At 38.0% G+C, this 12,802-nt stretch carries 11 protein-coding genes; 5 read left to right on the forward strand and 6 right to left on the reverse strand.

The features are described from left to right. Position 1: 1 nt before the first annotated feature. Positions 2-724 (reverse strand): amino acid ABC transporter ATP-binding protein, encoded by a 723-nt coding sequence (locus IGI63_RS12930; protein WP_002355769.1) that lies wholly within the window; start codon positions 722-724, stop codon positions 2-4. Next, on the reverse strand, positions 717-2,180 hold the full coding sequence (locus tag IGI63_RS12935; RefSeq protein ID WP_002355770.1) for an ABC transporter permease subunit: 1,464 nt from the start codon (positions 2,178-2,180) through the stop codon (positions 717-719). The genes IGI63_RS12930 and IGI63_RS12935 overlap by 8 nt, the downstream gene beginning before the upstream one ends. Before the next feature lie 171 nt (positions 2,181-2,351). Here IGI63_RS12935 and IGI63_RS12940 point away from each other — a divergent pair, with 171 nt between their 5' ends. The 5 genes from IGI63_RS12940 to adhE all read left to right on the forward strand — a co-directional run bounded on the left by IGI63_RS12940 (position 2,352) and on the right by adhE (position 8,543). Further along, complete coding sequence (locus IGI63_RS12940) at positions 2,352-3,458, forward strand: iron-containing alcohol dehydrogenase family protein (RefSeq protein ID WP_429975906.1); 1,107 nt, start codon at positions 2,352-2,354, stop codon at positions 3,456-3,458. Between the two features lie 158 nt (positions 3,459-3,616). Then, positions 3,617-4,762, forward strand: a complete 1,146-nt coding sequence (tgt, locus tag IGI63_RS12945; RefSeq protein WP_002355772.1) for a tRNA guanosine(34) transglycosylase Tgt — start codon at positions 3,617-3,619, stop codon at positions 4,760-4,762. Positions 4,763-4,822: 60 nt separating this feature from the next. After that, positions 4,823-5,221 (forward strand): preprotein translocase subunit YajC, encoded by a 399-nt coding sequence (yajC, locus tag IGI63_RS12950; RefSeq protein ID WP_002383336.1) that lies wholly within the window; start codon positions 4,823-4,825, stop codon positions 5,219-5,221. A gap of 261 nt (positions 5,222-5,482) precedes the next feature. After that, a complete protein-coding gene (locus IGI63_RS12955) occupies positions 5,483-5,788 on the forward strand; it encodes a post-transcriptional regulator (protein ID WP_002364719.1) in 306 nt (101 codons plus the stop codon). A 157-nt stretch (positions 5,789-5,945) separates the two neighbouring features. Beyond that, positions 5,946-8,543 (forward strand): bifunctional acetaldehyde-CoA/alcohol dehydrogenase, encoded by a 2,598-nt coding sequence (adhE, locus tag IGI63_RS12960; protein ID WP_002388933.1) that lies wholly within the window; start codon positions 5,946-5,948, stop codon positions 8,541-8,543. Positions 8,544-8,587: 44 nt separating this feature from the next. Here the strand turns inward: adhE and fni are convergent, their stop codons facing one another. From fni to mvk, 4 genes are read right to left on the reverse strand one after another with little or no spacing between them, the layout of a single operon-like run. Continuing rightward, positions 8,588-9,631 carry a type 2 isopentenyl-diphosphate Delta-isomerase gene (gene fni, locus IGI63_RS12965; RefSeq protein ID WP_353967457.1) on the reverse strand — a complete coding sequence of 348 codons (1,044 nt, stop codon included), beginning with the start codon at positions 9,629-9,631 and terminating at the stop codon, positions 8,588-8,590. Beyond that, on the reverse strand, positions 9,615-10,721 hold the full coding sequence (locus tag IGI63_RS12970) for a phosphomevalonate kinase (protein ID WP_002355777.1): 1,107 nt from the start codon (positions 10,719-10,721) through the stop codon (positions 9,615-9,617). The genes fni and IGI63_RS12970 overlap by 17 nt, the downstream gene beginning before the upstream one ends. A 2-nt stretch (positions 10,722-10,723) precedes the next feature. Further along, a complete protein-coding gene (gene mvaD, locus IGI63_RS12975; protein ID WP_002363274.1) occupies positions 10,724-11,719 on the reverse strand; it encodes a diphosphomevalonate decarboxylase in 996 nt (331 codons plus the stop codon). Next, positions 11,719-12,663, reverse strand: coding sequence for a mevalonate kinase (gene mvk / locus IGI63_RS12980; RefSeq protein WP_002355780.1), 945 nt, complete (start codon positions 12,661-12,663; stop codon positions 11,719-11,721). The genes mvaD and mvk overlap by 1 nt, the downstream gene beginning before the upstream one ends. Between the last annotated feature and the right edge of the window lie 139 nt (positions 12,664-12,802).

Genomic DNA, 12,802 nt, shown 5'->3' on the forward strand with positions numbered 1-12,802 from the left:
TTTATAAAACTTTTCTTAGAAAATCTTGTGTTCTTGGGTTTTGTGGCGCATCAAAAATTTCTTCAGGTGTGCCTTCTTCTTGAATAATTCCTGCATCCATAAAAATGACACGGTCCGCAACTTCTTTTGCGAAGCCCATTTCGTGGGTAACCACCACCATTGTCATCCCTTCAATAGCTAAATTTTTCATAACGGATAGCACTTCGCCCACCATTTCAGGGTCTAAGGCAGAAGTTGGTTCATCGAACAGCATCACGTCAGGGCGCATGGCTAAAGCACGAGCAATCGCTACCCGTTGTTGTTGCCCACCAGAAAGTTGAGCGGGATAATTTTCTTTTTTATCTGATAAACCAACTTGTTCCAGTAAAGAAAGAGCATGTTCTGTGGCTTCAGCAGCGGCTTCTTTTTTTACTTTAACAGGACTAATTGTTAAGTTTTCCAAGACATTTTTATGCGGGAAAAGATTGAAATTTTGGAATACCATTCCCATTTTTTGACGAAGTTGATCAATGTTGGTATTTTTATCTAATAAATTTTTTCCTTCAAATTCAACGCTGCCACCAGTTGGTGTTTCTAATAAGTTCAGGCAACGTAAAAAAGTACTTTTACCACTACCAGAAGGGCCAATAATTACGACAACTTCACCAGCTTCAATTTCTAAGTCAATTCCTTTAAGTACTTCATTTTTTCCGAATGTTTTCTGTAAGTTTTTAATGTTAATCACTAGTACTCATTCTCCTTTCAGCAACACCTAATAGACGTGAGATAGTAAAGGTTAGGACGAAATAAATTAACGATACAATTAAGTAAGGTAAGAAGGGTTTAAAACTTGCTCCTTGAACGTTGCCAGCTTGGAAAATTAGTTCTGAAACACCAATGACTGAAACAACGGAAGATTCTTTAATTACTGTAACAAATTCATTGCCTAACGCTGGTAAAATATTTTTAATAGCTTGTGGGAAAATGATGTATCGCATTGCTTGGTTTTGATTCATTCCCAAAGAACGAGCAGCTTCCAATTGTCCTTTATTAACTGCCTGAATACCAGCACGAATAATTTCTGCTACATATGCACCACTGTTTAAAGAAAGGGCAATACAACCAGCTGCTACTTTTGATAAGTCTAAACCAAGAACGCCTGTCCCGAAATAGACAATAAAAATTTGAACAAGCAAAGGAGTGCCACGAACATATTCAATATAAGCAATGGCAATGCCACGTAAAATTTTGGAATTGGCTAACTTCATTAAGGCAAGTAATGCCCCTAAAATGGCACCAAACAAAACACCAATGAAAGCTAGGAAAATGGTATAGCCTGCACCGTTAAGATAGAACTTTCCATACTTTTGTAAAAAGCTTTGATCTTTTTGGAACATTAATTGATTGGCTTCTTTTTTATAACCGTCCATTAATTTTTGATCATTAATTTGTTTAATAGAGGCATTTACTTTCTCCGTCAAAACGGGCGCATCTTTAGGAAAAGCAACGGCAGTATCTTTTGAGCCTTTTTCAAAGGTAACATCAGCAAAAGCTAAATCCTCATTTTGAGAAACATAGGCTTCGCCAACCGGTTCTTCCATAACGACTGCATCTAATTTATTATTTTTTAGATTCATAATTAAATCTGGAATTTTTTGAAGAGAAGTAGGGACAGCACCGGTTAATTCGGTTTTAATTAATTCTTCTTGTGTCGTTTGCTTTTGGGCACCTGCACGAACGCCTTCGAAATCTTTAGTGGAATGAAATTTATCTTTGTCTTCTTTCCGAACAATGACTCTTTGTTGAACGTTCATATATGGTTGAGAAAAAGCTACTTCTTTTAATCGTTCAGGCGTTGGCGACATGCCAGAGATGACCATGTCAATCTTGCCAGTTTTTAAGGCCCCTAACAGAGCATCAAAGCCTAGTTCTTCGATTTTTAATTTAACGCCTAAATCGTCGGCAATTTTTTGAGCAATAGAAATATCAAAACCGACAATTTTATCTTCACCATCTACTTTTGCATGAAATTCATAAGGGGCATAGTCTGCGGATAAGCCGACAACTAGTTCTCCCTTTTGGATGATTTTGTCATAGACTGGATCGTTTTCGGCTGCAAAAGTTTCTTTAATAGGTAATAATGAGAGCAACAAGAATAAAATTGGTAAAATCGTCTGTAGCCATTTTTTACATTTGGTCATTTGCGTAAACTCCTTTTTGTATTATTTTTATAAATATTCAAAAAAAAGCGAATAAATGTATAAAAATTTATTGTGTTATGATGTGGTTTATCATATCATAGAATATGTAAAAGGAAAAGTAGTAGAGTTGAAAAAATACAACTTTTTCAAAAAAATTTTCAAAAGTCAAAAATGAAGGGGATTTTCAAGATGGAACAATCATTAATTGTGAGAGGGACACCACAAGAGTATCTTTGCGAAATTGGTTCGTGGGAATTATTAGAAGGACAACTATTATGCAGAAATATTCATCGTGTATTCATTTTACACGGGACTGAGTCATGGCAAGCGGCAAAACCGTATTTTCCGACGTTTCAAAAAGTAACAGCTGTTTTTGAAAACTATGGAGGTGTTTGTACAGATCAACGTGTGCAAGAGTTAGAAGCGCAAGTGCTGGACAATCATTTAGAGGCCATCGTCGCTGTTGGTGGAGGAAAAGTGGCCGACTTGGGCAAAGCCTTAGCACACAAAATGGCGTTACCGGTAATTATTTTGCCCACTTTAGCAGCTACTTGTGCACCGTGCACGCCATTGAGTGTAATGTATCGAGAAGATGGAGCAATGGAACGATATGACGTTTTTTCGCAAGCAAACGCTTTGGTGTTGGTAGAACCAAGAGTGTTATTACATTCGCCTCGGTCCTTAATGGTGGCAGGTATTGGGGATACATTAGCTAAATGGTACGAAGCAGATGCGATTATTTCGCAGTTAGATGTCCAAGTGTTACCTATTCAAGTTTCTCATTTTGCCGCGGAAAAATGTCGCGATATTTTGTTAAATGAAAGTATCAATGCTTTAAAAGCGATGGAAGAGCAACAATTAAATCAATCGTTTATTGATGTCATCGAAACGAATTTAATTATTGGTGGAATGGTGGGTGGCTTTGGCGATGATTATGGTCGGACAGCAGGTGCCCATTCCATTCATGATGCACTAACTTTGCTGCCAGCTAGCCATCGACAATTACATGGAAACAAAGTGGCGTATGGTGTGTTTGTTCAATTAGCCATTGAAGAAAAATGGCAAGAAATCGATGAATTGATTCCTTTCTATCACCAACTAGGTTTGCCTATTTCTTTAAAAGAAATGGAGATGGACTTAACTGAAGCCGAGTATCAAGAAGTAGCAGAACGTGCTTGTATAGAAGGCGAAACGATTCATTATATGAAACAAAAAATTACCCCTGAAATTGTGAAAACAGCGATGCAAGATTTAGAAAAATATACAGCGACAAAATAAGTGCCAAACAGCAACTAGCTCATTTGAATTATTTGAACTAGTTGCTGTTTTTTAAGGATCCTTTTTTGAAAAAAGAAACCTTGAGAAATCCTTGCAAATTCAATAAAAAAAAAGTATGATGATGGGAGGACAAATTATAGTAGAAAGTAGGGAAATGAATGACGGAACCAGCCATTCGTTATCGTTTAATCAAAAAAGATAAACACACAGGTGCGCGTTTAGGTGAATTAATTACTCCTCACGGCACATTTCCAACACCAATGTTTATGCCGGTAGGTACACTTGCGACAGTTAAAACAATGTCACCAGAAGAATTAAAAGAAATGGGTGCCGGTGTTATTTTAAGTAATACTTACCATTTATGGTTACGCCCAGGTGAAGATTTAGTCGAAGAAGCAGGCGGTTTACACAAATTTATGAACTGGGATCAACCTATTTTAACTGATTCAGGTGGCTTCCAAGTCTTCTCATTAAGTGATATGCGGAAAATCGAAGAAGAAGGTGTGCATTTTAGAAATCATTTAAATGGTTCAAAAATGTTCCTTTCTCCAGAAAAAGCGATCAATATTCAAAATAAATTAGGATCAGATATTATGATGAGCTTTGATGAATGTCCACCATTTGATGAAAGCTATGAGTATGTCAAACGCTCGATTGAACGGACTTCTCGTTGGGCTGAGCGTGGCTTAAAAGCCCATGCGAATCCTGATAGACAGGGATTATTCGGTATTGTTCAAGGTGCAGGATTTGAAGATTTACGTCGTCAAAGTGCCAAAGATTTAGTGAGTATGGATTTTCCTGGCTATTCGATTGGTGGCTTATCTGTTGGTGAGTCTAAGGAAGAAATGAACCGAGTCTTAGACTTTACGACACCGTTAATTCCTGAAAATAAACCACGTTACTTAATGGGTGTGGGTGCCCCTGATTCATTAATTGATGGAGTGATTCGTGGGATTGACATGTTTGATTGTGTGTTACCAACACGTATTGCGCGCAATGGTACTTGTATGACTTCACAAGGTCGCTTGGTTGTTAAAAATGCCCAATATGCAAGAGATTTTCGTCCGCTTGATGAAAAATGTGATTGTTATGTTTGTCGTAATTATACGCGGGCCTATATTCGTCATTTGATTAAATGTGATGAAACATTCGGAATCCGTTTAACATCGTATCATAATTTATACTTCTTGTTAGACTTAATGAAAAATGTCCGTCAAGCAATTATGGACGACAATTTATTAGAATTCCGACAAGCGTTTTTTGAAGAATATGGCTTTAATAAAGCGAATGCAAAAAGTTTCTAAAAATTAGAGGAAAAAACTAGTTCTTCAAGCATTTTTTTGATACAGTTAGTAGTGTGAATAATGCAGAGTGAGGTGAAACAAATGGGTGGCGGATTTACAATGATTTTTACATTAGTCCTTTTAGGAGGAATGATGTTTTTCATGACACGTTCTCAAAAGAAACAACAACAAGAACGTCAAAAACAACTAAACGCAATGAAAACTGGCGATAGTGTTGTCACAATTGGTGGTTTACATGGTGTTTTAAGTGAAATCAACGAAAAAACAGTTTTAATCGATTGCGAAGGTATTGTCTTAGAATTTGACCGTGCAGCAATTCGAACTGTAACACCTGGAACTGCTGTTACAAATGATTCAGCAGTAACTAGTGTACCAGTCACAGAAGTTGAAGAGACAGTCACAGAAGAAGTAACTGAAGTTCCTGAAACATCAGATCCTTCAAAAGAAAAGAAAGACTAAACGGTTCAACTAATTCATTTAATGGTTAGAGAGAGCGGAACAGGCTTTTCAAAGGCGAAACTGTGACCAGTAGTCACACGAGAAAGCCAATAAGAAGAGATAATTCCTATTCCGCTCGTGTCGTTTATCTTAAAATGTAGGACTAGGAAGGTAGGTCATTTGGACTTACGTCCTAAGTCCTTTTTAACTATTAAGTTTACAAAAAAGGTTCCTTTTTATAGTGTTGGAAGATAGTTAAAAAGTGAGCAATCTTTCGCTTGGTTGGAAGGAGAAGAGCCCATGACAAAGGAAAAATTAAGTTGGTTACAACAAAAAATGCTCAATAAAAGTATTAAAAAGAAGTGCCAAAATTTTCGTGAACTAGGTTATTCTTCCATCAACGAAGAAGATTTATTGACTTATTTACTCACCTATCGTTGGAAAAAGCAAGCCCGTTTATCTGTCAAAGACTGTCGCAAAGACATTCAGAAGGTTAAGCCGAATGAATTTTTTGACTATCAACAATTATTGGCACAGACATCAAAAAATCCTTTAAGGGACTGGCATGATATTGAAGACTTATTCTAGAAAAAAGAATAGGTCTTTTTTTTTGAGATAAAAAAAATTATAAATAGTTGTGAAAAATATCACAAAAGCTATTTACAAGATTCGTTTTATGTTGTATGATGTGAATGTGAAATAGTTAACAAAGTTTTTTTAAAATGAAACTCTTAGGAGGATGAACATGGTTAAAACAGTAAAAAAAGAAAAGACAGAAACGGTTGATGTTTCATCAATGATTGATGAATTAGCAACAAAAGCGAATGTCGCTTTAAAAGCAATGGAAGATTTTACACAAGAACAAGTAGATCACATTGTCCATCAAATGGCGATGGCGGCGCTAGACCAACATATGCCTTTAGCAAAAATGGCTGTCGAAGAAACTGGCCGTGGAATCTATGAAGATAAAGCAATCAAAAATATGTATGCATCTGAATACATTTGGAATAATATTAAACATGATAAAACTGTGGGTGTAATTAACAAAGACGAACAAACCGGCTTAATGGAAATTGCTGAGCCAGTTGGCGTGGTATGTGGGGTCACACCAACAACGAACCCAACGTCAACAACTATTTTTAAATCACTAATTGCCTTAAAAACAAGAAATCCAATTGTTTTTGCTTTCCATCCTAGCGCACAAAAATGTTCGGCAGAAGCGGCACGTATTGTACGGGATGCGGCGATTGCAGCAGGTGCACCAGAAAATTGTATTCAATGGATTGAACAACCATCGATTGATGCAACATCTGCTTTGATGAATCATCCAGGGATTGCCATTGTTTTAGCAACTGGTGGCGCAGGCATGGTAAAATCTGCATACTCAACAGGTAAACCAGCACTAGGCGTTGGTCCTGGGAACGTACCAGCTTATATTGAAAAAACGGCTAAAGTAAAACGTGCGGTTAATGATTTAATTGTTTCAAAATCATTTGATAATGGAATGATTTGTGCTTCTGAGCAAGCGGTCATTGTGGATAAAGAAATTTATGCTTCTGTCAAAGCTGAGTTTGAAGCACACAATGTTTACTTCGTGAAACCGAATGAATTACAAAAACTAGAAGATGCAGTGATGAATGAAGGCAAATACGCAGTAAATCCAGCGATTGTCGGTAACTCTGCAGAAAAAATTGCTGAATTAGCAGGAATTAGCGTACCAAAAGGCACAAAAATTTTAGTCGCTGAATTAGAAGGTGCAGGTCCAGAATATCCATTATCAAGAGAAAAATTATCGCCAGTTTTAGCAATGATGAAATCAAACAATGCAGAGCATGCTTTTGAACTATGTGAAGCGATGTTAAACTTAGGTGGTTTAGGACATACAGCAGTAATTCATACAGAAGATGAAGAGTTACAAGTTGCTTTTGGTTTACGTATGAAAGCTTGTCGTATTTTAGTGAATACTCCATCAGCAGAAGGCGGTATCGGTAACATTTATAACGAAATGATTCCATCCTTAACACTTGGTTGTGGTTCATACGGGAAAAACTCTGTTTCTAAAAACGTATCAGCCATTAACTTAATTAATATTAAAACGGTAGCGAAACGGAGAAATAATATGCAATGGTTTAAATTACCTCCAAAAATTTTCTTTGAAAAAAATTCTTTACAATATCTACAAAAAATGGAAAATGTTGAACGTGTCATGTTAGTTTGTGACCCAGGTATGGTTCAATTTGGCTATGCAGATATCGTACGTAAAGAGCTACAAAAACGTAAAAATGATGTGAAAATCGAAGTATTTTCTGATGTTGAACCAAACCCATCAACAAATACTGTTTATGCAGGTACCAAAATGATGGTTGATTTCCAACCAGATACAGTGATTGCCTTGGGTGGCGGTTCTGCAATGGACGCAGCGAAAGGAATGTGGATGTTCTATGAACACCCAGATACGGAGTTCTTTGGTGCAAAACAAAAATTCTTAGATATCCGCAAACGGACATATAAAATTGCCAAACCAGAAAAAACACAATTTGTTTGTATTCCAACTACTTCAGGAACTGGTTCAGAAGTTACCCCATTTGCCGTTATTACTGATAGTGAAACACACGTGAAATATCCGTTAGCAGACTATGCGTTAACACCAGATGTAGCGATTGTTGATCCACAGTTCGTAATGTCTGTGCCAGCTTCAGTCACTGCAGACACAGGTATGGATGTTTTAACACATGCTATTGAATCTTATGTTTCCGTGATGGCTTCAGATTACACACGTGGTTTAAGTTTACAAGCAATCAAGTTAGTTTTCGATCATTTAGAAAATTCAGTGAAACGTCCAGATATGGAATCTCGCGAAAAAATGCATAATGCATCAACCATGGCAGGGATGGCATTTGCCAATGCATTCTTAGGTATTTGTCACTCTATTGCTCATAAAATTGGTGGGGAATATGGCATTCCACATGGTCGTACAAATGCGATTTTATTACCACATATTATTCGTTACAATGCGAAAGATCCATCAAAACACGCAATGTTCCCTAAATATGATTACTTCCGCGCCGATACTGATTATGCAGACATTGCAAAATTCTTAGGCTTAAAAGGAAATACTACCGCAGAATTAGTAGAAGCTTTAGCAACAGCAGTAGCAGACTTAGGTAAATCAGTCGGAATTGACATGAACTTGAAAGCCCAAGGTGTCTCACAAGAAACATTAGACACAACGGTTGATCGTATGGCAGAACTTGCATATGAAGACCAATGTACAACTGCAAATCCGAAAGAACCATTAATTAGTGAACTAAAACAAATTATCTTAGATGCTTATGTAGGATAAAAGAACTCAAATAAAGAGACCAGAACATTAATGTTCTGGTCTCTTTAACGTTTTGCGAAAACAGTGCTGTCGATACCACGGTTATGACACCAATTAACTAAAACTGGATCGAGGATAAGTGCGGTACTCGTCAATTCTTCTGTCGTCTTTTTTCCTAAAAGAGTATAAAGCATTTTCACTTCTTCTTGCCATTGCTGTACAAGGGCTAGGGTATTTTCTAAACCATTTTTACTCATAAGGGAAGCTAAGATAGTCCCAGCAACTCCCATGCTTTTGGCACCTAAAGCGAGTCCTTTGACAATATCAAGAGAGTTACGCACACCGCCAGAACCGAGAATAGTTAGTTTCTTTTGCCAATTTTGTGATTCCAGAAGAGAGATGACCGTTGACTGCCCCCAATCATCTAAGAAAGAAAGTTCTCGTTTCTTCCGCCGGGCATTTTCAATTTGTGTAAAACTCGTTCCGCCTTGGCCGCTCACATCCGCTGCTTGAACGCCGATAGAGGTAAGTTTTTCTAAGGTTTCTTGGCTCATGCCAAAGCCAACCTCTTTGACAATGACAGGCACTTCTACGACCTGTACGATAGCTTCAATCTTGGTTAGCCAATTAGTGAAATCACGATCTCCTTCAGGCATGACCAATTCTTGGGGCACATTTACATGGATTTGTAAGGCATTCGCTTGAAATAAATCAAGCGCTCGCTTTGCTTCTTCCACACCCAAGCCTGCACCAATATTGGCAAAAATGAGTCCATCTGGGTTTTCTTTTCGCATAATTTGATACGTATCCGCTAAACTAGCATCTTTTAACGCTGCCGAGACAGATCCTGTCGCAACTAAAAGGCCAGTTTCTTTGGCAATAATGCCTAATTGCTGATTAATTTCTTTTGCACGCTGACTACCACCTGTCATTGCATTGACATAAAAAGGTTGGGGAAGCTGAAAAGAAAGAAACGAAGTGGAAATATCCACTTCGTTAACAGCGGATTCAGCAAACGATTGGTGAACAAAACGCACACGATCAAAGTCATTACTTTTTTCTTTGTGGAACGCTTTAGCTAATGATAGATGTTCATCTTTTCGATTCATGCTTCTCCTTACACTCCTTTTGACCATAGGTATAGACGTGAAGTGGCAGTGGGGTAATTCCGTCTTTTTCCCAAGCAGTCATTAATGGTAAAATCCCAGATTTTTGGCGGAAAATTACAATCCCACAATCGCCCCCGCCAGCGCCAGAAGATTTCGCAGCTCCTGTATAAGATTCAGCCAAATCACAAAGATTTTTCAAGGCTTCTGTTTCGATTACCACACCAGTCAGTGAAGATAATTCGGCGAGCAATTGGCGATTTTTAGTAATTTGTTTTTGAATAACAGAAATTTTTCCTGTGTTAAAGCCATTAATCATTGTTTCGACACAAAGCCGACTTTTCATTAAGAACTGCTCATAAGCCGCTTGTTTTTCTTCTTTTGATTGATGAACTCGATCAACTAAGTCTGAAGTGGACGCAGGACTACCTGTCCAACCAATTAGTAAACGTAGTTGTTTCGGTACTTTTAACGGAAAAATCATTAATTCAGGCCAGTCCATTGCTAACAAATCAGTTAATGTTTCAGTGGCTACTTTTTGATTGACCCAATCATGATCGAAGGTTGAAAAGGCAATCCAGCCCCCGTAACAGCTGGCGGCGATATCTCCGCAAGAACCATTTCCTTGAACGGCTAAGTGAGCTAATGCTGATAATTTGAAAATTTCCTCATTTTCCAAACCTAAGTCATAAAAAATATTCAAGGCTTTGACAGTTCCAACGGTTACTGCACCGCTTGAACCAAGACCATATTTTCGTCCATTTGAACTATCTAATTCACTCGTCACTTTTAAATGATAAAATGACAATTCTTTGTTTTGCTCTTGCGCATATTTTTCAGTTAGATGAATCGCCGCTAGAACATAATGAAAAGGATTTTCGCGAATATCTAATACGAGCTCACCATTTCGGCGTGTCCAACGAATAGGTAAAGAGCTGTATTGTGCAGATTGAATACTGCCTTCATCTGTTGTTTCTTCGACAGTTACAGTTACGAATTGATCCACAGCAACGATAATGGCAGGGTGGCCAGGTTCAACAACGGCATATTCTCCTGCAATAAATAACTTTCCTGGCGTAGTAACTTCAATCATGCTTATTTATCCATTCCTTTCGTTTCAAACAATTCAATTCCGGGACCAGCAAAAGCTGGGACTAACTGCTCTTTTGAAAAATGTTCACTTAAAAATGTTTTTAATGCTTCTAAGTTTTTCTTTTCGACTAAGACCTTGACATTCGGACCTGCATCCATTGTAAAGTAACAAGGAATTCCTTTGGCCCGTGCTTGGCGAACTAAAGCCATCGCTTGTAAACTGCCTGGGGACCAGTAAGTAAATGGAGGGACAGCACCTAAGGTTGTTCCATGCATCCTTAACCCATTGGCTTCAATGATTTCTCCTAAACGAGGGAAGTCTTTTGTTTTAATTGCTTCATGAACTTGGGATAAATCTTTTTCCACATTGTCCAACCAACCTTGATAAAAGCTAGAAGTTTCTACTGTTCGTTTCATTCCATCACGGCTGGAAACATCTTTTTCGCCATCGTTAATTAAGATAAAGAGCATGGCCAATTCGTTTTCCCAATTATTAGCTGGAATATTTTCAGCAAACGACGTTTCATCAGAGTGGCCTTTGTTCCATTGAGCAAAACCACCAAAAATACTACGACAAGCAGAACCTGAACCACGTCGCGCTAAACGTGATAAGTCTTTTGCTGAAAGATTTAATCCTAAGGCTACGTTACAGGCCCCAGCTAAAGCAGCTAGACCACTCGCTGAAGAAGCCAAACCAGCTGCAGTAGGCACAAAATTTTGACTTTCCACTTTTGCAAACCAAGTACAATTGGCTTGTTGACGAACAAGGTTCAAAAATTCTTTGACTTTTTTTGTTTGTTTTTCGTTTTGCAAGATACCATCTAAAATAAATACATCTTCTGAATAATGGGCATCAAATGTCACAGTTGTTTCTGTGTAAAAGGCATCTAATGTTAATGATAAACTACTATTCATTGGTAAAATGTATTCTTCATTGGCTTTTCCCCAATATTTAATCAGAGCAATATTTGTATGCGCTCGTGCTTTTCCTGAAAGCATTACTTTTTCACCTCTAATGATTGAATCCATGTAGCAACAGCTCCATTTTCTTCTAAAGTCTGTGCAATGGTTTGTGCGGTCTTTTTATTATCTGTTAAGGCAATCATACAGCCACCGCGACCGCCGCCGGTTAATTTTGCTCCTAGAGCGCCATGTTCTAGAGAGAGAGCCACTAGTCGATCCAGCATATCGTTGCTGACGGTTAATTGCTGGAGTTGCTCTTGCGCTAACGTCATTAGCTGACCTAATTTTTGTTTATCATCTTGTAAAATTGCCTGCTTCGCTTCTTTAGTAAAAGAACCTAATTGTTTCATTGTTTCAGCGATTGCTGTGGGATTATTTTGAGCTAGCTGCGCAATGTCTTTCACTGCTTCACGTGTTTGACCTTTAATTCCCGTATCAGCTACTACTAAGTAGGCATTAGATAAATTCATCGAGAAATGTGTGGGCGGAAATCCTCTAGTAAAAAATAAGGGATCAGCGCCGCTTGTTGCTGCGGCATCGATACCACTAGGATTGCCATGAGCAATTTTCTCACTTAAGGAAACAAGCTCAAACAATTCTTGATATGTATAAGCGTAATCAAAATAATCAAAAAGGCTTCGAACGATGGCCACAGCGGTTGCTGCGCTTGAGCCCATTCCTCGTTCAGCGGGAATCGTACTTGTTAAGGTCAAAGTGCCTTTAAACGTATCTTCCTTTAAAAAATGTAAGGTTTGCTGAACAACTTCCTTGATATTTGCTAGCTCTTGGGGCACGTCTTCAAGCAATCCTGTAAAATATGCACAATCAATCTGCATAGTTTTTGCTGGGGTAAAGACGGCTGTGATTTCTGTCGCTTGAAAAGGAAAGGCGATTGCTGGTTCGCCGTAAACAACGGCGTGTTCCCCCATTAAAATGATTTTTCCCGTCGCTTGACCGAGGCCTTGTTTTTTTATATTCATTCACTGACATTCCTTTTGAGTAGAATCGAGTATAGGACAAAAGACGTTCTTGGATTAGAAGAACGTTTGTCATAATCTCTTCATGATTTATAGGAAATGATTCCAAAAGTTTCTCTTGTTCCAAAAAAAGAGATTGCTT

It is taken from the genome of Enterococcus sp. DIV0086 (assembly GCF_050498705.1).
GTDB lineage: Bacteria > Bacillota > Bacilli > Lactobacillales > Enterococcaceae > Enterococcus > Enterococcus faecalis.

Bases quoted from the DNA above. Each gene is read 5' to 3' on its own strand.
- adhE (WP_002388933.1), top strand. From the start codon at position 5,946: ATGGTTAAAACAGTAAAAAAAGAAAAGACAGAAACGGTTGATGTTTCA.
- IGI63_RS12935 (WP_002355770.1), bottom strand. From the start codon at position 2,180: ATGACCAAATGTAAAAAATGGCTACAGACGATTTTACCAATTTTATTC.
- IGI63_RS12970 (WP_002355777.1), bottom strand. From the start codon at position 10,721: ATGATTGAAGTTACTACGCCAGGAAAGTTATTTATTGCAGGAGAATAT.
- mvk (WP_002355780.1), bottom strand. From the start codon at position 12,663: ATGAATATAAAAAAACAAGGCCTCGGTCAAGCGACGGGAAAAATCATT.
- mvaD (WP_002363274.1), bottom strand. From the start codon at position 11,719: ATGCTTTCAGGAAAAGCACGAGCGCATACAAATATTGCTCTGATTAAA.
- IGI63_RS12940 (WP_429975906.1), top strand. From the start codon at position 2,352: ATGAAGGGGATTTTCAAGATGGAACAATCATTAATTGTGAGAGGGACA.
- yajC (WP_002383336.1), top strand. From the start codon at position 4,823: ATGCAGAGTGAGGTGAAACAAATGGGTGGCGGATTTACAATGATTTTT.
- fni (WP_353967457.1), bottom strand. From the start codon at position 9,631: ATGAATCGAAAAGATGAACATCTATCATTAGCTAAAGCGTTCCACAAA.
- tgt (WP_002355772.1), top strand. From the start codon at position 3,617: ATGACGGAACCAGCCATTCGTTATCGTTTAATCAAAAAAGATAAACAC.